The organism is Paenibacillus sp. AK121 (assembly GCF_019042715.1).
Classification (GTDB): Bacteria; Bacillota; Bacilli; order Paenibacillales; family Paenibacillaceae; genus Paenibacillus; species Paenibacillus polymyxa_C.
Genome location: NZ_JAHPJM010000004.1, coordinates 244856 through 264404, shown reverse-complemented (window position 1 = coordinate 264404; position 19549 = coordinate 244856). Strand labels below are relative to the sequence as shown.

At 47.1% G+C, this 19549-nt stretch carries 24 protein-coding genes and 1 riboswitch; of the genes, 18 read left to right on the top strand and 6 right to left on the bottom strand.

The window, feature by feature from the left end; translation table 11 throughout:
• Nucleotides 1-91: 91 nt before the first annotated feature.
• A riboswitch (PreQ1 riboswitch) is annotated at nucleotides 92-135 on the bottom strand.
• Nucleotides 136-220: 85 nt separating this feature from the next.
• Together KSP24_RS10045 and KSP24_RS10040 are read right to left on the bottom strand one after the other, a co-directional pair.
• A complete protein-coding gene (locus KSP24_RS10045; RefSeq protein WP_025679469.1) occupies nucleotides 221-925 on the bottom strand; it encodes an AIM24 family protein in 705 nt (234 codons plus the stop codon).
• A 25-nt stretch (nucleotides 926-950) separates the two neighbouring features.
• Nucleotides 951-1391: an SH3 domain-containing protein gene (locus KSP24_RS10040; protein ID WP_013369762.1), complete on the bottom strand. Its 441-nt coding sequence runs from the start codon at nucleotides 1389-1391 to the stop codon at nucleotides 951-953.
• Between the two features lie 312 nt (nucleotides 1392-1703).
• On the opposite strand from KSP24_RS10040, the gene KSP24_RS10035 reads away from it, so the two are divergent.
• The 3 genes from KSP24_RS10035 (at nucleotide 1704) to KSP24_RS10025 (ending at nucleotide 3906) form a co-directional block, all read left to right on the top strand.
• Nucleotides 1704-1859, top strand: a complete 156-nt coding sequence (locus KSP24_RS10035) for a hypothetical protein (protein WP_013369763.1) — start codon at nucleotides 1704-1706, stop codon at nucleotides 1857-1859.
• Nucleotides 1860-2083: 224 nt separating this feature from the next.
• Complete coding sequence (locus KSP24_RS10030; protein WP_013369764.1) at nucleotides 2084-2851, top strand: hypothetical protein; 768 nt, start codon at nucleotides 2084-2086, stop codon at nucleotides 2849-2851.
• A 71-nt stretch (nucleotides 2852-2922) separates the two neighbouring features.
• On the top strand, nucleotides 2923-3906 hold the full coding sequence (locus KSP24_RS10025; protein WP_013369765.1) for a helix-turn-helix transcriptional regulator: 984 nt from the start codon (nucleotides 2923-2925) through the stop codon (nucleotides 3904-3906).
• A gap of 42 nt (nucleotides 3907-3948) precedes the next feature.
• Here the strand turns inward: KSP24_RS10025 and KSP24_RS10020 are convergent, their stop codons facing one another.
• The 4 genes from KSP24_RS10020 to KSP24_RS10005 all read right to left on the bottom strand — a co-directional run bounded on the left by KSP24_RS10020 (nucleotide 3949) and on the right by KSP24_RS10005 (nucleotide 7863).
• Nucleotides 3949-4620: a 3'-5' exonuclease gene (locus tag KSP24_RS10020; RefSeq protein WP_013369766.1), complete on the bottom strand. Its 672-nt coding sequence runs from the start codon at nucleotides 4618-4620 to the stop codon at nucleotides 3949-3951.
• Nucleotides 4621-4864: 244 nt separating this feature from the next.
• Nucleotides 4865-6757, bottom strand: coding sequence for a 5'-nucleotidase C-terminal domain-containing protein (locus tag KSP24_RS10015; protein ID WP_216975046.1), 1893 nt, complete (start codon nucleotides 6755-6757; stop codon nucleotides 4865-4867).
• Nucleotides 6758-6952: 195 nt separating this feature from the next.
• Nucleotides 6953-7378: an ImmA/IrrE family metallo-endopeptidase gene (locus KSP24_RS10010; RefSeq protein ID WP_216975045.1), complete on the bottom strand. Its 426-nt coding sequence runs from the start codon at nucleotides 7376-7378 to the stop codon at nucleotides 6953-6955.
• Nucleotides 7379-7389: 11 nt separating this feature from the next.
• Nucleotides 7390-7863, bottom strand: coding sequence for a helix-turn-helix domain-containing protein (locus tag KSP24_RS10005; protein WP_013369769.1), 474 nt, complete (start codon nucleotides 7861-7863; stop codon nucleotides 7390-7392).
• A gap of 276 nt (nucleotides 7864-8139) precedes the next feature.
• Between KSP24_RS10005 and KSP24_RS10000 the strand changes: the two genes are divergently transcribed.
• The 15 genes from KSP24_RS10000 to KSP24_RS09940 all read left to right on the top strand — a co-directional run bounded on the left by KSP24_RS10000 (nucleotide 8140) and on the right by KSP24_RS09940 (nucleotide 19486).
• Nucleotides 8140-8628, top strand: a complete 489-nt coding sequence (locus KSP24_RS10000) for an ArpU family phage packaging/lysis transcriptional regulator (protein WP_013369770.1) — start codon at nucleotides 8140-8142, stop codon at nucleotides 8626-8628.
• Between the two features lie 106 nt (nucleotides 8629-8734).
• The gene (ant(6), locus tag KSP24_RS09995) at nucleotides 8735-9589 is read left to right on the top strand and encodes an aminoglycoside 6-adenylyltransferase (RefSeq protein WP_216975044.1); all 855 of its coding nucleotides are present in this window, start codon (nucleotides 8735-8737) and stop codon (nucleotides 9587-9589) included.
• Between the two features lie 321 nt (nucleotides 9590-9910).
• Complete coding sequence (locus KSP24_RS25470) at nucleotides 9911-10045, top strand: hypothetical protein (protein WP_258013951.1); 135 nt, start codon at nucleotides 9911-9913, stop codon at nucleotides 10043-10045.
• Complete coding sequence (locus tag KSP24_RS09990; protein WP_254207714.1) at nucleotides 10042-10902, top strand: hypothetical protein; 861 nt, start codon at nucleotides 10042-10044, stop codon at nucleotides 10900-10902. Before KSP24_RS25470 ends, KSP24_RS09990 begins: the two co-directional genes overlap by 4 nt.
• A gap of 10 nt (nucleotides 10903-10912) precedes the next feature.
• The gene (locus KSP24_RS09985; protein ID WP_013369774.1) at nucleotides 10913-11131 is read left to right on the top strand and encodes a YqzN/YkzM domain-containing protein; all 219 of its coding nucleotides are present in this window, start codon (nucleotides 10913-10915) and stop codon (nucleotides 11129-11131) included.
• 2 nt (nucleotides 11132-11133) lie between these two features.
• Complete coding sequence (locus KSP24_RS09980) at nucleotides 11134-12600, top strand: phage tail sheath family protein (protein WP_025678600.1); 1467 nt, start codon at nucleotides 11134-11136, stop codon at nucleotides 12598-12600.
• Between the two features lie 122 nt (nucleotides 12601-12722).
• Nucleotides 12723-13130 (top strand): phage tail tube protein, encoded by a 408-nt coding sequence (locus KSP24_RS09975; protein ID WP_016821317.1) that lies wholly within the window; start codon nucleotides 12723-12725, stop codon nucleotides 13128-13130.
• 99 nt (nucleotides 13131-13229) lie between these two features.
• The gene (locus tag KSP24_RS09970) at nucleotides 13230-13664 is read left to right on the top strand and encodes a phage tail assembly chaperone (protein WP_007429164.1); all 435 of its coding nucleotides are present in this window, start codon (nucleotides 13230-13232) and stop codon (nucleotides 13662-13664) included.
• A 23-nt stretch (nucleotides 13665-13687) separates the two neighbouring features.
• Nucleotides 13688-13819 carry a hypothetical protein gene (locus tag KSP24_RS25465; protein WP_019686368.1) on the top strand — a complete coding sequence of 44 codons (132 nt, stop codon included), beginning with the start codon at nucleotides 13688-13690 and terminating at the stop codon, nucleotides 13817-13819.
• A 21-nt stretch (nucleotides 13820-13840) separates the two neighbouring features.
• Complete coding sequence (locus KSP24_RS09965) at nucleotides 13841-15826, top strand: tape measure protein (RefSeq protein ID WP_216975042.1); 1986 nt, start codon at nucleotides 13841-13843, stop codon at nucleotides 15824-15826.
• A gap of 36 nt (nucleotides 15827-15862) precedes the next feature.
• On the top strand, nucleotides 15863-16504 hold the full coding sequence (locus KSP24_RS09960) for a LysM peptidoglycan-binding domain-containing protein (RefSeq protein ID WP_216975041.1): 642 nt from the start codon (nucleotides 15863-15865) through the stop codon (nucleotides 16502-16504).
• Nucleotides 16501-17478, top strand: coding sequence for an XkdQ/YqbQ family protein (locus KSP24_RS09955; protein ID WP_216975040.1), 978 nt, complete (start codon nucleotides 16501-16503; stop codon nucleotides 17476-17478). The genes KSP24_RS09960 and KSP24_RS09955 overlap by 4 nt, the downstream gene beginning before the upstream one ends.
• A complete protein-coding gene (locus KSP24_RS09950; RefSeq protein ID WP_013369781.1) occupies nucleotides 17471-17878 on the top strand; it encodes a hypothetical protein in 408 nt (135 codons plus the stop codon). Before KSP24_RS09955 ends, KSP24_RS09950 begins: the two co-directional genes overlap by 8 nt.
• Nucleotides 17865-18335 carry a DUF2634 domain-containing protein gene (locus KSP24_RS09945; RefSeq protein ID WP_013369782.1) on the top strand — a complete coding sequence of 157 codons (471 nt, stop codon included), beginning with the start codon at nucleotides 17865-17867 and terminating at the stop codon, nucleotides 18333-18335. The genes KSP24_RS09950 and KSP24_RS09945 overlap by 14 nt, the downstream gene beginning before the upstream one ends.
• Nucleotides 18335-19486 (top strand): baseplate J/gp47 family protein, encoded by a 1152-nt coding sequence (locus KSP24_RS09940; protein WP_216975039.1) that lies wholly within the window; start codon nucleotides 18335-18337, stop codon nucleotides 19484-19486. The genes KSP24_RS09945 and KSP24_RS09940 overlap by 1 nt, the downstream gene beginning before the upstream one ends.
• Nucleotides 19487-19549 lie beyond the last annotated feature (63 nt).

Genomic DNA, 19549 nt, shown 5'->3' with positions numbered 1-19549 from the left:
CTTGTCACGTGGAAGAAAGAGAGTTCTTGAACCGGCTTCAACAAAAAACAGGCCTTGCCCCGCAAGTTCATTTTCATATGCGGAGGACAAAGCATCGTTAGTTTTTTATAGAGGGAGTTCGCGAACCTCTCCCATGCGTTATGCATGGATTTTCTTCATTAGCATCTGCCACGAGGACAGACAGCTTCATTAATAGCATTGCCATTATAGCATGGCAGGACTATTTGATAAACACTCCACCAAACGGAATGATTTCCCTTAAAAGTCGTTTGATCACGCCATCGTCGTTCATATCCTGCTGAAGCCGCCGATGATGCTCACCGGCATGAAATAATACAGTACCATGTCCAGTCATTTTAAAATGATAGTTCATATGCTGGCTGGCCAGATGGTTACCGTATACGGTTAACTCCAGCTTGGCATTTTCTGGATAGGCTATGACGCTGCTCGCATCGACATAGATCGGCTCTGACGGATGAAGTTGTTCTTGACATACCAATCCCTGTGTCAAAATACCAATGTGACCTATACCGTCAAATTTCATTTTAATGACATCACGGCTAAACAACATGTTTTTCATGCTTAGTAGCTTGGTACGCATTTGGATGCCGGCGCTGTACCAGAACAGGTTGCGAAAATCGTATAACAGATCATCGCTTCCTTCAAGCTTGATCATCTTCAGACTAAAGCCAGGAGGAAGTGCGGCAATTAGTCGGCAAGCCCCTGTGAAATCGGCCTGAATCAGTTTGTGCTTGCGGTACATGCCTTTAATATTCATCAGCTTATCACTACGGCCTGCACTGGGGCCGCGATACGCGATAATTTGCTGCGGATGCAGAACGTGCAGCTTTTCCCCTTCAGTCAGGTCGAGCGTTACGACTGAACCGACGCTTTCATCATGGTGTTGTCCTGCTTGTATGTCCATTCAGACCTTTCATCCTTTCAGGCAGTTAGTATCTTCCCGAACGTCGACGCATCCCGTAACGCAACAGTCGGATACCGATAAAATAACCGGCCAGCAGAATGATAGCCGTGATGATGAGCATTTTATTTCGGTGTGAAGCCTGATCGCGCTGGGTTTGAAGATTTTTTAATTCTGTAACAGTGTCGTTCAGTTTGCGGTTTTGCTCCAGCAGTTGGGCGTTCTGCTTCTGATAGGTTTCAATGCTGGTGCGGGCCTTTTCCAGATCTTCCTGTGTTTGTCGGTAGCTTTCCTTGAGTTGGTACACATCGCCGGGCAACCGCGAAAACTGCTCAAAGCCTTGATATACATCATCCCAATAAGCAGCATGAACTTCGGGTACACGAGTTACCCCAAAAATAAACAAAAGTGCTATAGCAGCGCAGACAATGCGGCGGTACAAAGCCAAGCGACAAGTTGCTCGTGCCAAGAGATGTCCCCCTTTTGATAAACCAAGATGTTAGATGTTACAGATCATTACCCATAACACATGGTTACGTACAATATAATGATTTGGATGCAGGTTTTAGAATATACAGACGACAAATACGGGAAAAGATGATCAAAAAAACTCGATATATTAGTTTAAGTGTACCTTAAAACGGGTATATCAAGGAAGCGGCAACATTCCGGCAGTTTTCCCAACAAACGAGTAAAGAACAACCCGCACCTGATCAGGGCTTGAAGAGGAATATATGAGCTGAAATATATTAAAAATAGATATAGAAGGAGATTTTGAAAGATGAACGACAGAGAGCAAAACTATACCATTTTAAAAATTACTGTTAATGGAAAGCCATTATCAAAGGAGCTCATCGTGGACAGCACTACTTTTGCTCCTATATCCGATGTTTGCACAAAGACGAATGTTTCTTTAACGGAAACTTCAATTTCATAAGTTTAAATATATGAAGTAGACTATCATGTAGCCCGGCATACGCCGGGCTATTTTTGCGTATTTATGCAATTGGAAAGGATTAAAATGTTATTTCGCGAATTAGGTCCCCTTTCATAAAGATTACCATGTATAATTTTCACAATCAAACATATGTTCCCTGACAATATAGTGTCAGATAACACTGTTAATTTAGAGTTACATGTTCTTTTAGGGGGAATTTACCAGTGGTGAAGTCAATGCTCAATGTAACGTACACATGGGACAGAGAGTCTATATCGGCGAATGGGTCCAAACAAGTAAATCTACTGATAGAATGGGGCTATGGAGCTATACGTAAAAGAAAAGGGAACCTAATACCGAAGGCAGCGGGATGTGACCTTCAACTTCAGTTCAATCCAGAAAACGGGGTAAATCTATTAAAAGTTGAAGGGGTGAGACTCGGGTTTAAAGAATCAGAAAACGGTGATTGCATGTTTGTTCACTGTGGTGATGTATGGCGGGGCAAATATAGACAAGCTATTTTGACGTTTTCTATCCCTGCTCACGCGTCCGGAAGACATACGATTGGAATGATCGAGTGGAGCTGGCGCAAGCCATCGCAGGAAAAGCGAACGCTGATCCGGACGGACCAGCTCTATATCCATTACACGCATCATCTTGGTTTGCTGAGCATGCCATCCAACCCGAAGGTGGAAAAATACATAAAGCTGAATGAGACGTCCCCAATTGTGAAAAAGGCATTGCGTATGTACGAGAAAGGGGAGCCTGAGCGAGGAGCGTTCATCCTTACGAGACAAGCAGATGAATTGCTTATATGTGCAGCCAGAAGCGAAGACATGGACTATCTGGAGGAAGCCGAGTTACTTTTGTCCCTACGCAATAAATGGAGTGGGCCTTTTGTATCGTTTAAAGCGTATAGCTCTAAGGTCTTTTTTAATAAGGAAATATCGATAGGAGATGTTCATTTTACGGAGAATGATAGGCTGAGATAGATAATTATGCTAGTTTATTTGAGCAAATTAGTGAGTCTAATTTACTATCTTTTTGTAAAGGAGAGACTTCCTTGACTGATCGGTTGATACGTTTAATGCGGATTATTACTATTGTTCAGGCAAATCCGGGGATATTGGCAAGAGAGCTTGCCGAACGTTGTGAAACATCAGAACGTACCATATACCGAGATATGGAGGCGCTAAGCGCTATGCATATTCCGATCGCGAATATGGGGCATGGCAAGGGGTACATTTTTATTAGCAATTTTGCTTTGTATCCTCTGAATTGGACAGAAGAAGAGGCAGAGGCTTTTACCAAGCTGGGAGAGATGATGGAAACGATAAAGCCTCTTTTACCGCCAGCTTTTGAAAGTGCTTATGAGAAAGTGATGGCCTCTAGTCAGAAAAAAAAGATGGACCAGACGAGCTTCGCGCAGGAAATGAAAAATATCATCCGGCTCGGCTCGACACTTGATCGGGAAAACCAGCCCTATCTGCTCAGGCTGATTGTTTTGGCGAGTCTTACGCAGCAGACAATTGAAGCGGAATACAGCTCGCCTCAAAATGAAGATGTATCATTGGTGCAAGTAGATCCTTATTGTTTGGTTCCTCAAGACCGGCGGTTCTATATGCTTGGTTTTTGTCATAAGCAATCCGCCATGAGAACCTTTCGGATCAGCCGCTTTCGGAATATGAGGATTTTGCCGTATACGTTTCAAAAAAATACATCTGAAATGGAAATGTTTTTTAAAGGTACCTGGTCGGTGACCAAAGGAAATCAAAATATTCGGTTTGTGGTACGTTTTTCTGCCGATTCTGTATATCGGGTCAAAGAAGAGGAACTGTTCATCAAGCCTCTTCTCAAGGATTTGCCGGATGGAAGTTTGTTGTTTGAGGTGACGGTCAATCATGACCGTGAATTTCTGGATTGGCTCACATCCTATGGAGCTGAAGCCGAGATTCTGGAACCTTTACGGTACCGCAAACGTATGCAAGAAATGCTGCGAACCTGGGGGGCGTTTTACTTCGATAAGAAGGCTGGAAATCAAGAATAACAGGGGGGAAGATCCCCCGGGACGGGCCGGGGAGCTATCTGCTTAACGGTCCTTAAACAGGTTGGCGAGATTGCCGAAGGGACTGTACTGCTCCTGTTCTTCTTCTGGCGAAGAGTAGACGAGCTTTGAGCCGCGACTTTCTTCATCATCGGCAGCATTATGAACTAATGTAAGACGATCAAAATGGTGCATGAAAACCTGAGCAGTATTCACGGCATCATCCAGTGCTCGATGCTGTTGACCGTCAAACTCAATGTTGCACAATTCCAACGCCTGAGACAGGCTCAACTGACGATACTTTCCATTGGAACTAAACAGACGGGAAATTTGCTTCTGTATATCATTTGTATTATGAATCCAACCGAGATCTACATGATGAGTACGACAATGGGATACCAGCTTCTGACGGTCATCCGGGCCCCATGCGCATAAATAATAGGTCGAATCCGTGCCTAGCCAGGCAATAAATTGCTTCACAGCTTCAGGAAAGAGTGGAGCGGCATCAATGTCTCGTTGAGTAATACCCGTAAATTGAACAGTATCTGTAGAGATTACAGGCCGATTTGATGGTCTCACAAAACTGTGAAACGTATCCGCCACGAATAGACCATCTTCTCCATGAATAACTTTGACGGCACCGATATCAATGATTTCGGAGGAATATCTGGCGTTACGGCTAACGGTAAATTCAAGATCATAAATAATGTATTGCATTTAAAGGACTCCTTCCACACACATAACTGATCCCGATGGATACCGGGACAAATGTTCTCTGCCCGAATAACTCTTCTCCATCATACCTCTCGGTTCACAACTTGTCAGCGGTTAAAAGGCTTGCTTTCAAAAAAAATATGCGATGTCCAAATGGGCTTGGACTATCGCATATCTAAAAACTCCTAACATATAGCAGTATCCGAAAACACCTGGATTCCGAACGCTGCTGTTGCTAGCTATTGAATTAGGCCGGGAGGTCTAACTTTTGCCCCGGATAAATGCGGTGAGGATTCTTCAACTTATTCAACTGCTGAAGCTGTTGCCAGGTAGTGCCGTGTTTGCGGGAAATGTCATACAGTGTATCCCCAGATTTCACAACATACACATGGCTATTTGCAGCTTGTGCAGTGGTCGATGCCTGCTGTGGTTTGCTAGTTTGAGACTTTGCAGGTGCTGGTTTCGCAGCCGCTATGGAATCGGATTGCGGTATCTCCTGCAGAGGTGCTGGCGTCGTGGTCGGAGCAGACGGCACAGCTTGTGTGGCAGGGACAGAAGCTTTTCCGTCTGCCTTGGCTTCTTGAATACGCCCGGCCGCTTGTACTTGCAGGCTAGCAGAGCCCACTTTTTGCATATAGCGGATTAACGCTTCATCCAGCGATCCGAACATACCTGCCTGTGGGTATTTAGCGAACATCGTATATTGGTCACCGCCTACAGCAGTAAAATCATTGGTAGCCAGTGTGTATGTTGCCTCAGGATCAAGGGCCTTTCCACCAATCAGGATGGAGTGAACACGGCTGCCTTTGGCTGCTGAGGTGTCTATTTTGAACGAGATGCCGGATACTTGTGGGAAGCCCCCGCTCGGTTCCGGGTAGGAGGCTGCGCCATTTTCCAGTGCGGCCTGAAGGTCAGAGCCTTTCACTTTCAGGGTAACGATTTGGTTACCGAAAGGCAGTACGGTGATGACGTCTCCCTTGGTAACCGTGCCTGCTTTGATGGAAGCACGGATGCCGCCACCGTTTGTTAAAGCCACGTCTGCTCCCGAAACGTCACGCATAGCATCGGTGAGCAGGTCGCCGAGATTGGTTTCACCCGCACGTACCTTTTCGCGCGCTCCTTCCAGATCTACACTTGTTTGTGCTACAACCTCTTTAAGAATAGGTTCTTGTTCTTTCTGAATGGAGGCGATTAATGCAGCAATTTCAGCGTTGGGCTGAACGTCAGCAGCTTGAGTCGAATCGATCAGCTTCGCTTGCTTTTGGACAACCTTACCGCCGTCTACCCATAGATCCACTACACCCAGATACTTGGTGTATTCACCTGCACTAGCGATCAACGTGCCATTGTCACCGAACAAGCCTTTTTCCAGCACGGTATGGCTGTGTCCGTCGATGAAAATATCAATGCCAGGCACTTCCTTCACGACCTTGAGGCTGGTGTCTTTGCTGGACGCATCTTGTCCTAGGTGACCCAGAGCAACAACAACATCCACTTTGCTGCGGATTTCGTCTACGGCCGCTTTGGCTTCAGCCGCAGGGTCGGTGAATTGAATGCCTTCCACATTTTTAGGATTGGTTTTATATGCCGTTTCAGGCGTAGTTAGGCCGATAATACCGATTTTAACGCCATCCACTTCTTTAATAGTATACGGTTGGAACAAACGTGTTCCGTCTGTTTGCTTAATGTTGGCGCTCAGTACAGGGAACTGAATCTCTTTACTCAGCTCAACCAGATGCTTCCAGCCGTAATTAAACTCATGGTTACCGGGAACCATTGCATCATAGCGCAGCTTGTTAATTACTTTTACGATACTTTCACCATTGACCAAAGTAGCGAAGGTCGTTCCATGAACGGTATCCCCATCATCCAGCAGTAATGTATTAGGATTGGCGGCGCGATATTGATCGATAATGCCCGCCAGCTTGGCGAAGCCCATTTCCTTGTCGTTGGCGACCACGTGGGCATGGGTATCATTCGTATGTAGGATGGTGATGTGTTTACCGCTGACTGGAGACGGTGTTGTTCCCGTTCCTGCTGTTCCCGCATTAGCAACTGGGTCCGCTGCTGCTGTGCCGAGACAACCAAGTAGAAGCGCGGCGGTCGTCAAGATCGACGAGAGTTTTTTCCATGAGTTCATGTTGTTCCTTCAACCTCCCATAAAATGAATGAATTAGAGAAACCGCTTACGTCCACATTTTATCAGATGATTGTAAAAATAACTCTTATTGTATATCAAAGCACTACATTTTTTTGAGATATCGGTTGTTAAATCCACCGTCTAGTTACCTATATTATAGAGGCAGTAATAGACAATCAACTCATAGAATAGGAACTATTGTTCTGTTTTGTGATCAAAAAAAAGGGCAGTCTCTTTGGGCAGCCCGATCCGGGGTAAATAGTGATCCAATGTTTCGTCAGCCAACGGTGGATTCCCTGCACTCAGCAACAGCACAGCAAAGCGATTAGCCTGTTGTTCAAATTTTCCTGGAGAAAAGTAGGAATGTTCCTCCATAAAAAAGCGGCTAATGCCTTTATGCAGTCGGTCATGTCCCAATTCATGCGCACAGACGAACCGTTCCCATTCTGGTGTAAGGCCGTTGTGAATGACGATAAATCTTCTGCGCAGCTTGTGATAATACAACCCTTTGGTTGTGGAACCCAGATCGCAATATCGGATATGGATGCCTAGGGCTTTCGCAATATCGAAGGGGCAATTGGTACGGTATTTTCGGACAAGTTTGTGAATGAGTTCGTTCATGCGTTCACCTGCTATCCCTGATCTTTGCTCGCCCCGGGATCTGCGGGCTTTTTATGTTTGTTCATTTGCTTGGCTTCCCAGAACAGGCCTGTCAGTACGTCCTTGATCCGTTGACGGTCTTTTTCATCGAGCGGAATGCCATCAAACATTAATTCGTCGTCTTCCTCCAGCATTTTTTTAAAATCCCGGCGGTCTTTGGAGTTTGCCCATTCTGGTACAGTAGAACGATAAAGCTCATGCGGATTTTGCTCTATAGAATCATCATCTGCCCAATATCCGGCGGCCTTCATCATTTCGGTATAGGATACGCTGAGCGCGTCTGCTATTTTGCGGAGGGTGGAGGGTTTGGGAACTCCACGCAGTCCATTTTCGATGCGGGAAATTTGTGAATTACTAATACCTGCGGCATCTGCCAATTGGTTGATGCTCAATTGCTTGTGCTCACGCTGCTGTTTTAGGTAGGTTCCGAATGCTGGCTGTTCCACAATGGAGCTCCTTTCTGCAATAGAATCATAGATTCAGCTCTATTATACCATTAGGTAAATAGTAAAAGCACGTAATATGCCAAAAGGCATAGAAAAGTAGAGCGAATATCCTGTTTTTGGGGCTATATTGCTTTTTTTCACGATGGATACCTATCCTAAATAATGTTATGTTATACTCAAGATACGAACAAAAGGGGAACAAAATGTAAATAAGTGCGTTTTTTATTTAAAAATACATCATTGTCAAAAGGCATAATATAAGGAGTGTTGCTTTTCATGAGAAATAACTTACCCGAATTAGACCGTCGCAAAACGCAGAATGCATTGGAGGGTGTATTTGAGAAATACCGGATTTATAAAACAATAACCTTTATGGATCGGGAAAGCTTTATTACTGCTGGCTATACGGACCGCCCGAACGGACCCACGAATGTGACAAGCGATCCAACAGCCCGGACTGCTGTATATAATGTAGATGCTCCTGCAGCCCGCTTGGCCTATTGCCAAATGGTGGATGCTGTAGTGAGCCGCTTGAATGAACGTGAACAGCTACTCATCCGTGAACGTTATTTAAAAGATGACGATGTGTTCGATTACAAGGTTTATAATTATGTGTTGGACCCACCAGTCAGCAAGGATACGTATACGAAGCTTCGCACGCGTGCTTTTTATAAAATGGCGCTAGCGCTGGCAGACCAAGGCGTTTTGAATCTGGCAAGCTTGCAGAAGGGCGCGGATCGAAGACTGGGTTCGGTAAATGCATAGGGGTCACAGTCTGTGGCTCTATTAACTTAGACAGCAAGGAGTATGAACCATAAAGGTGAATAAGAAGCATAGGTCTCAATTAAAATGGGAACGGAGGACGGATGTAGTGAGAAGTGAACCAGAAATGATGAATATGCTTGTAAAGTTTGCTATGAACGATAAAAGAATACGATTGGTCACGATGGAAGGATCACGTACAAACTTCAATGTTCCTCCTGATTCATTTCAAGATTATGATACTTCTTACTTTGTAACAGATATGGATTCTTTCAAGGAAAGTGATCAATGGCTGAACGTGTTTGGGGATAGGCTTATGATGCAAAAACCCGAGGATATGGAGCTTTTTCCATCAGAACTAGGTAACTGGTTTTCATATATCATTCTTTTTGAGGATGGAAACAAATTAGATCTGACACTGATCCCTATAAACGAGGTAGAGGATTATTTTACGAATAGCGATGGTTTAGTTGAGGTTCTGCTCGACAAGGATGTGCTGATCCAAGAGGAAGTGATCGCAAACGATCATCAATATTGGATTAAAAAGCCCACTGCAAGGGAATTTGATGATTGCTGTAATGAATTTTGGATGGTTTCAACTTATATCGTAAAAGGATTGGCGAGAAAAGAAATCCTGTTTGCTATTGACCATTTGAACGAGATTGCACGACCTAATTTGTTGCGAATGATGGCTTGGAAGATTGGATCAGAGCAAGGGTACACCTTTAGTGTAGGAAAAAACTATAAATTTATAAATCAGTATCTTCCTAATGAAGATTGGAAAAGCCTACTATCGACTTACTCAGAGAACGGCTATCAAGAAATGTGGCAGTCTTTACTTACTTGTTATTCATTGTTTAGAACATACGCTAAGGCTGTGGCAAGCAGTTTGAAATATGAGTATCCAGAATACGATGAAGCCATTACTAGGTACACTGTAAATATTTATAATTCATTGAATTGAACGATATAATAACCGCCTTTTTAAAGGGCGGTTATTTTTTTGTTTGCACATCAACAATGAGATTAAACGCATTTTTAATATAAGAACAAACGTTCGCAAAATATCACCTAACTTCATCCCTAGTCTCTACTTTTATCGTCCATTTCCCCGGCAACGCAATCGTTATAAGGGTGTAAGATTATATCATCGGGAATCAAGACAAGAGGACATACCGAAGACACACACCGTCAAACGTTAGCCGGCCAATAGGGCCGGTTTTTTCATGCGGTCATCGTCTTTGTCACTTCCCGGGAATTCGATGTATAGAAAGGAGGAGTCGTGTTGCCTAAGCAAGGGATGCTGCAATGCATGAGTACAAGGCTACGCCGGCTGAGAGCATGGAAGTGGAAAAAAGCCTGGCTAAACAGCCACAGCATGCGAGCACAGGATACGCAAGGGTGGCATGCCACAGGATGAGACAAGCCTTTAAGCAAAAGCTCATTGACATTATTCCGGCGCTGCAAGGGCGTGTATACGATGTTCAACCCCCGTCGCAGACGGCAGAGGAGCCGTATGCGGTTATGGTGCTGGGCGAGGAAATCTGGAAGTCTTCCTGGGCCGGTTACCGGCAGGTTGTCCGCATCAAGCTGTACGCAGGACAAGCGGGGCTGGCGCAGGCCGATGTATGGGCGAATACCCTGATTGCCGGACTGCACCGGGCATCGGTGACAGGTAAAGGTGAGGACACGTCTGCTTTTACCGCGCACTATTTGGGCGTGCGGGATGCAGAAATGCTGGACACGGTTACGGGCAAGGCCTATAGAACGCTGCGTTTTGGCGTGTATGTGCCTGAAACAGAAGGTGGATCGGCCGCTTCAGCACCTGATGCAGCACAGCCGGAAGAATGGCTGGCAGCACTGGTCGGCTGGACGCAGAAGCAACTGGGCGAATTGTGGTCGGTATACGCCGACGCATGGCCCGCACAGCCGGGAAGCCACGCGGTATTATGGCGGCTGAGCGGCTGTGAAACCCGGATGGCAGGAGCCTCCATGTATGAGCTCCGCAAACGGTTCATCGGGCATATCACCGCCCCGGATACCACCGAAGAGAATCGCGCAGCTTCCGCGCTGGTCGAAGGCTTTGCCGCTCAAATCCAGCTTCCTCTGGAGCAGGACAAGGGCCGTTATATGTCTACGGCTGAAGCCTCAGCCGATTTGCAGGCAGATGCCATTTTAGACGGTCAGCTTCGGCTGACGCTGGTACAGCGGCGTATGCGTCCGGCTGAGGAAGCGGCATTGATTCGCAGAGTGGAAATTCATCCTATTTTGAAATGAGGTGGTCCGAGTGACCTTGGAAAACCAAGAAAAGGCCCCGGTACATGACGGGCAGGAAGCGAGTGGCCCACGCTACACGCTGGAGGAACTAAAGGAGCACGCAGAATCATTGTTTTCTGTGAAAGAAGAAGTGCTGGCAGGCGCCTTTTTTGGCGCACAAGACAAGCTGTTTACGGTAGCAGAAGCACACACTAAAATCGAACAATTTATGAAAGCGAAGGTGGATTAATTATGGCAGGCGGAACATGGGAAAACACGAATAAACCGGTATTGCCGGGTTTGTATATGAATTTTCAGGCAGCAGCAGCTTCAGCGATTCAAGGTGGATCACGTGGTACGGTCGTTGTACCCGTCAAGGCAAATTGGGGCCCTGTACGTGAGTTTGTAGAGGTTGGCAGTGAAACGGCTATTAGCCAAATCTTCTCCGGCGACAGTGAGAACGGTGCGACAGCATATTCCACATTGTATCTGGCTTTGCTGGGAGGTCCGAAAAAACTGCTCGCTTACCGGTTGGCAGATGACACGGCTGCTGAAGCGTCTGTAACGCTGAAAAGCGGTGGCGAGACCCCGACCGACGTGCTGCGTTTGAAGGCTTTGTACACAGGAAGCCGCGGTAATGGTTTTGCCGTAACGGTACAGCCGACTTTGGGTGACGAGCAAGCTCGTGAGGTGCGCCTTTATGAAGGAACCAAGCTGCTGGGTACGTACAAAGGCAGTGACGGTACGGCTGCTTCGATTGCCAAAGCGCTGAACGAAAATAGCGAAAACGTATGGGTGAAGGCCGAGGTTGTCGGCGAAGGTGGCATTCCAGCGGATGTTAGCGGCGTGCATCTGACAGGCGGCAATAGCGGCAATAGCAAGCTGGTTAATGCCGATTACATCGCCATGCAGGAAGCACTTGAAGGACAGGAGTTTAATGTGCTGGCCCTCGATTATGCAGCCGATCTGGCATTGCTGCAAAGCTTTGCTGCCTGGATCAAACGTGTGCGGAGCGAAGGCAAAGGCGTCATCGCTGTATTCGGCGGTTCTGCGGCAGACGATGTGTCCAAAACAGCTGTCAGCTTGGCCTCTGCACGTTCCCTGGCGCTGAACCATGAAGGCATCGTGAATGTGGGTACAGGTGTACGCCTGGCAGGTACGGACTACAGCTCTGCCCAAACGGCTGCCTATGTAGCCGGGCTGATTGCAGGCCAACGTTTGAACCAATCCGCAACGTACGCGGTTACGCCTTTTGAGGATGTAACCCGCCGCTGGACACGTTCCGAGCAGGAACAGGCTGTCCGTAACGGGGTGTTCCTCCTGTTCTTCGACGGCCGTCAGGTCAAAGCGCTGCGTGGAATCAACAGCTTGGTGAACCCGTCTGCCGGACAAAACAACGCATGGAAGAAAATCCGTTCCATCCGTGTTATGGATGCCATTAACGCTGACTTGCAGCGTGCAGCCGAAGAGACTTACATTGGCAAAATCAACAACACGGTGGAAGGCCGTCTGGCACTCATCGGTGCGATCAAAGAATACCTGGCACAGCTGTCGCTGAGCAACGTGATCGAGGCAGATGGCTACGATGTCATTCTCGACCCAGCCTACTACGGTGATGCGCCAGTCATCAAACCGGAGCCGGATCAAGTGTTCCTGCAATGGAACGTGAAGCTCACCGACGTGATGGAGCAGCTGTTCGGCACATTTTACGTGCAATAAATAAGCATTTTACGCGTATAAGCATTTCGCATGCAATCAGCAGAAATAAAGTAGCTTTTTAACAACGAGGATTTTGTGAAATCCCGAACTATATTATGAATTATTTTGAGGAGGAAAAAGAAATGTTGGATGCTTCAAGAGTTATTTTAGGTACGTTTGGTCAGGCGCATGTGGATGGGGTGTGGCAGACGAACATCAATAAGCTGGAAGCCAGCGTGGAAATGGAAAAACGCGAATTGAATCTCGTCGGCAATGAGTGGAAGGTGCATAAGCGCGGTATCAAAAAGGGAACGGGAACGATGAGTGGCTACAAGGTTACGTCCGACATGATTCGTCGTGGCTTTAATCGTTTTGAGATTATTACCAAACTGGATGATCCAGAAGCCTTTGGACATGAAAGTATTCGTCTCATCCGTTGCACTGCTGACAAAATCCAGTTGGCCAACTGGACAGCAGGCGAGGAAGTACAGGAAGAAACGACCTTCACTTTCGAAGGCTATGAACTGCTGGATCCGATTGTAGCAAACTAAATTGGTTAACGGGGAATGGGATACTGTCAGGTGTCCCGTTCCCCAAATACAAATAAGAATTTGCGAAATTCTGAAATTAACAATAAGGGAGAATGACTTATGAGCTTGAATGAGAATATGACAGAAGAACAAATTTTGGACAGTCTGTTTGAAGCCGCTGAAAAACTGCCCGAGGAAACCGTTCGTATCAAGCGCCTGGATATGAAAATTGTGCTGCACGGACTGACCTCTAGCAAAGTAGACAGCATTCGTGAACGTTGCACGATTCGTCGTACCGTGAAGGGTGCTGTGGATGAAAAGGTAGATACCGAGACGTTCAACGCCTTGTTGATTTCGGAAGCTACCGGAAAGTTGGAAGTGAAGGGCCTGTCTCTTAACGGTTGGGGAGATCCTCGGATTACAAGTCGCTTGAAGCTGTCTGGTGGCGAACAGTCTGTCCGCCGTATGCTGCTGGCGGGTGAACTGGACGCAGTAGGGGATAAGGTATTGGAACTGTCCGGTTTTGGAGTTGAGATTGCTGATCTAAAAAACTAATCGGCTCCGGGGGAATGACGACGATGCTGTACCACTTGTGGGTCCGGCACCATCTCCGTCCCGGAGACTTTTGGCGGCTTCCCCGCGGTGAGCGCATGCTGCTGCTGGCGTTTGCCGAACAGGAAATGGATAGCATAGCAGCTTCAAAAGCATAAGCAAGGAGGTGAACATAATAGATGGCAGAAGCATTAAATTACCGCATGAATCTTGTGATCGATCCCAAAAACGTCATTAAGGCGAACAGAGAATTGCGTGCAATGGAACGTTATTTTGAGCGGATTCAAGGCCGTGTTTTGAAAATCGGACGTACCCGCATGGCTCCTGAGATTGTACTGAACGATATGGCCTCCAAAGGCTTGGATAATCTGTTCAACAAGATTAATCGGGTCAAATCCCAGATTATAAACGCCTCGGGGAATGTGGATTTAAAGGTGAAGAGCAGCAGTAGTGTTTCCATTGACGGCATTGCTGATCTTAAAAAGGCGCTAGAAGATAACACAAAAGCAGTTAAACTTAATGCTTTCTTTAAAGAAGACAAGCCTAAAGCAGAGGAGAAAAAGCTTCCTGATTGGGCTGAGGCGCTGCAAAAGTATAATGAACCAGCCAAGGTTGTACAGGAAGTATACAAAGGGGTTACAGGTGAAGATTTAAGTCTTCAAACGTTTAAAAAGATGCCCGCCGCCTTTATGGAGACCAAACAAACGTGGAAGGAAGGCGGTGCAAAAGGAGTACTTAAAAAATTCTTTTTTCCGGATAAGAAAGAAGAGGTAGCCGAAGGTAACACTGAAGGCGCATCAGGTAATACAGACCTTTCGGAGATTAAAGAATTAATTAAGAAATTAATTCAAGTTACCTCTGATAAATCTACTGGTGGGTTTGGCGGTGGACCTGGCTTAGGAAAAAGGAACAGACGTACAGGAGGCAGAAGGTCTGGAAATAGAGGCGGTGGCCGTCGACCCTCGGGTGGTCAAGGAGATTTTAATTCAAGAGCCGGAGAGATCGCAAGGATTAATACTAGAGATCGGAGTTCAACACAAGGAAACAGAAATGGACGACAAAGTACAGGTTCTGCAGAATCCAATCCACGAATTAATCCTAACCGAAGAGTCCCAAGTCCAAGAAATAATCCGAGAAGTCCTCATGGTCGCCGCTCTTCCAAGTCGCGTGGCGTTCTTAGCTTTGCAGGCGACTTGCTAGCTGGTGGAACAGATATAGATGCTTCTTCTGTTCTGGATATGGTAAGTGATAGCGGATTAGTTGAAAAAGTGAGTAAAGGTCTTGGTGTAAGCAAAAAGTTCATTAGTGGGCCTCTTGGGGTTCTGGCAGATGCAGCAAGCATAGCTACAGCAGCTCCGGGCAAGGAACGTGCACAAGCGATTGGTTCCACCGTAGGTGGAGCGGTTGGGAGTACGGTAGGCGGAGCTATAGGAACATTCTTGCTTCCGGGTGTTGGTACTGCCGTTGGCTCATATGTAGGCGGTTTAGCGGGTGACTTTTTAGGGGGAAAAGTGGGCGGCTGGATATCAGACCATGGATCTGAAATTAAGGAGAAGGCATCCAAAGTAACCGGTTGGCTTTCTGAGAAGAGCGAAGCCTTTGGTGATAGCATCTCTAATTTCTTTTCTTTCGGTAAAAAAGATGAACCTAAGAAAGAGCCAGCTAAGCCACCTGAAGCTCCTAAACCTGCCGTACCGCCTCAACCTGCTGTAGCTGTGGCTACCAAACCGTTAACACCTATGCCACCTTTTCCGGGGTTACCACCCGGCTCTCAAGTAATGTATGGACCTCCACAACCGGGTGCCAAAGGCGTCCCTAATCCTTATGGACCGCTGGCTATCGCTAACCAGGGTGTAAACCCAAGTCCATTATTGAACACTGCGGCGCATGCGAACAATGGCGCCAAAGCTAAAGGTAAGGCTAACGGTAATCCCACTCCTCAAGTTGTACAGATCAGTCCTGAACAAATGGGAACATTGTCTGGCTTTTTGAAGGATTTTAAAACTGAAACCACCAACCAATTTAATCTTCCTGCGGGGGCTGTACAGGTTACTGTACACGAGAACAAGCTGGATGTGGATGGGCTTATTACGCAGATTGGCTACCGTCTCAAAGCTGAAATTTTGCGTGCAACGCAGAACACCAAGCCAACTGGAGCTATGTAATGCAGTAGATGGTAGCAATAGGGAAGGAGGAGAAAGATGGAATTTAGTTTGACGGATGGGAAGGGAAAAAAGTTTCAGTTTCCAGTAAATCCCGAGGAAGTAACGATCTCACGGCAAAAAGGATTTGATACAACGACGATTTTGTCCTATGGGGAGTTTGACTTTCCGCAAGGGGAGAAGGTGAAGGAAATCTCCTTCTCTTCTTTTTTTCCGAAAGAATACAATCCAGCATATTGCACATACGAAGACATCCCTGATCCGCAGGAGGCCATGAACACGTTGAATGGCTTTTTGTTATCCAAGAGCCCGCTACGCTTTATCATTACGGAGACAGCTGTGAATGTACCGGTAATTGTGGCTTCTCATAATTCAACCTTTCGGGGCGGGGAATATGGGGATGTGAATTTTGATTTGTCACTACGAACCTGGAGTGAAATGAAAGTAGCCAAAAAAGCTGGCACTGGCTCGAAGTCCACGACAGTCAACAAAAAGCCTCGCACGGATATGAAAGAAAAAAAGAAAACTTACACGGTTAAATCGGGAGATTCCTTGTCCAAAATTGCCAAGCTGGAGCTGGGAGACAGCTCTCAATGGAGTCGTATTTATCAGCTTAACAAAAAGACCATCGGGAAAAATCCGAATGCGATTAAACCGGGGCAAAAGCTGGTGTTGTCATGAGTTATAAAGTCATTTTACAGGATAAATATGATCTGTCGCCGCTTGTGGAGAACATTAATTTGAGAGATTCACTGGAGCAAATTGCTTATCAGGGCACGGTCAATTTGGTGGTTACGCCGGATATGCCGCCCATCTCTCCAGGGATGTCGATTCGGGTAAGTGGGATTCCTTATGGTAAAAAGGATTATGTCCCGTTGCTGTCTCCAGCCGTTATTTGGGAAGTAGAAACTTCGAACAACGGACTCAAGCGTATGACGTTCACGCTATATGACCGTACGGTATATTTGGACAAGTCCGAGGATGAATATTTACTCCCTGCCAAGCAGACGGCTACCCAGCGTTTTCAGAAGTATGCGAGGGACTGGAAACTGAAAATCGCTTCTTTGCCGGACACAAAAAAGCAGCTCGGGCGCGCTGTATACCGAACACAGTCCATTTACTCCATGATGCTGGGCGATCTGCGGGAGACAGCCAAGGCGGGGGGGAAGCTATATCATCCACGTATGATTTCTTCCGGCTTGGAGCTGTACGAACTGGGCACGAACAAAGATGTGTACGTCTTGGAGAGAGTGACCGATACGACACAATCCCGAACGTTGGAAGGCGCAGCCACGAGAGTAAAGGTGTTGGCTACGGCGGCCAGTGAAACAGGGAAAGAGGTTCCTTCCAAGGTGATGGCACTTGAGGAAAAGGACATTGCCAAATATGGAACACTTCAGGTGATCGTACAGGATGACGAGGTGAAATCGGGTGCGGCGGCACGTGAGTTGGCCAAAAGTAAGCTGAGAGGCATACAACAAACGATATCGGTAAATGCGCCAGATATGAACACGATTCGAGCAGGAGACGCGGTAATATTAGGGACCATGAAGCTGCTGGTAATTTCAGTAAGCAGGGAATTGGGCAACCCTGGCAGTATGTCGCTGGAGCTCGGAACGTATGACGATGTAAAAAGGAGGTTTTACCTTGAATAAGGACCCCTACGGGCATTTAGCCACTGCGCTGCAATCTTCATTTCATAAACATACCAAGCAAGCGTTGAGTGGAGTAGGTGCAGTATTAGGTACCATCACCTCCACAGGACTCAAGTTGGACGATTTTAAACATGAGCTTCAGGATTATCTAGTCGCCGAGCTGCCGGGACTGCTATCTGTACCACGCCATATGTACAAAGGTACCTCAACCTCGGTGGAATCAGAAAATTGGGAAGGCAAAGAGCTGAAAACTTCCTTTTATATCGGGGAAGATGAGCTGGAGGATGTAAATCTGAGTCTGAACAAAGGACTTAAGCCTGGGGATCGTGTACTGGCGGTGCGGGTGAATAGTGGCAACGATGTGGTGGTCGTGTGCAAGGTGGTGAATGGACGTGGCTAATTTGTTTCCAGAAACAGACGATATGATTTGGACAGACACAGATGTGACCGATCCAGATGTGCTGGAGGATAATCGTGCGGTATTTGGGCGAAGCTGGAGGTTTGATTTTGAAGCCGGCGAGTTTGTTATGAGCCCTAGCCGTAAAATCGTGACTACAGGCGAGAAAGAAGCCTGGGTACAGTGGTGTGAAAAAGCGATTCGCACTCCTCGCTACCGTCATGTGATCTATTCACCTGACTATGGAAGTGAGCTGGAGGAGCTGATTGGCAGCAGCTATGGGCACGCTGTGCAGGAAAGTGAAATTAAACGCATGGTCACAGAGGCGTTGCTAGCAGATGCACGTACGGCTAGTGTGGATCAATTCACGTTTCGCTGGGAAGGCGAGGCATGCTATTTTAGCTGCCAGATTACGAACGTGCGGGATGAAACGGAAATTGTGGAAAGTGTGGTGATCTAATGGCAGACTTGCCGGAATATTTGGTAGACCAGACGGAAGAAGAAATTTTAAATCGGATGCTGGAAAAAGTGCCCTCGGACATCGATAAGTCTGAGGGCTCTTTTATTTGGGATGCGCAGGCGCCGGTGGCATTTATGCTCTCTGAAGCCGCAATCTGGGCGCAGGAGCTGCTGCGTCGGGGGTTTGCCAGCACAGCAGCCAGCGATAACCCAGATTTTCGCTCGCCGGAGCTGGATTTGCGGACAGCAGAACATGGAGTGACACGGCGGGAAGCCGTTGCGGCCTCAGGTAAGGTTACGTTCACGGGTACAGCGGGAACAATCGTCCCAGCGGGAACGTTGGTGGCGACTCCGGCAGATGATGTATCCGGGGAAGCCTCCATTGAGTATGCGACCACGGCATCGGTCACGCTGGATGAGCAGGGTACAGGGGAAGCGGCCATTCGAGCGGTCAATCCCGGACGCAGCGGCAACGTGCCAGCAGGCGTCATCCAGGTGATGGCTACTCCGATTAGCGGGGTTTCCTCCGTGATCAATACGGAGGAAACCAAAAGCGGCACAGACGTTGAGAGCGACCAACTGTTACTGGAGCGTTTTTATGCCAAGGTGCGGAAACAGGGCACAAGTGGCAACAAGGCGCAGTATACCCAGTGGGCGAATGAGATAGCTGGCGTTGGTGGCGTGGAGGTTGTTCCGCTCTGGAAAGGGCCAGGAACAGTGGGGTTATATGTGCTGGATACGGATAAACGAGCAGCCAGCCCGGATATCGTGGCTGCAGTGCAGAAGTATATTGATCCGACCCAGGATGGGCAAGGCGAAGGGCTAGCACCAGCGGGCCCCGTGGTGACGGTTATGCCAGCGGCTGAAGTGGAAATAAACATTTCGGTCAAGGTACAGCGCACCAAAGAGAAGCCGTCCACACTGGATGAAATCAAAAAACTGATTGAAAACGGTGTGCGGACGTATTTGAAGCAGCTTGCTTTTTACAAGGCAGATCCGTTGGTACGGTACACCCGGATTTCCGCTGTGCTGCTGGACATTCCGATTATTATTGATTTCTCTGAACTGAAAATTAATGGACAGAGCAATCAGAATATTGAGATTGGATCAGGTCAGGTAGCAGTACTGGGGACGGTGAGCGTCAGTGAGTAACGATAAAACAAACAGTTTTGAAGATTTATTGAATAACACAGACCAGGGAAAACGCGCAAACCG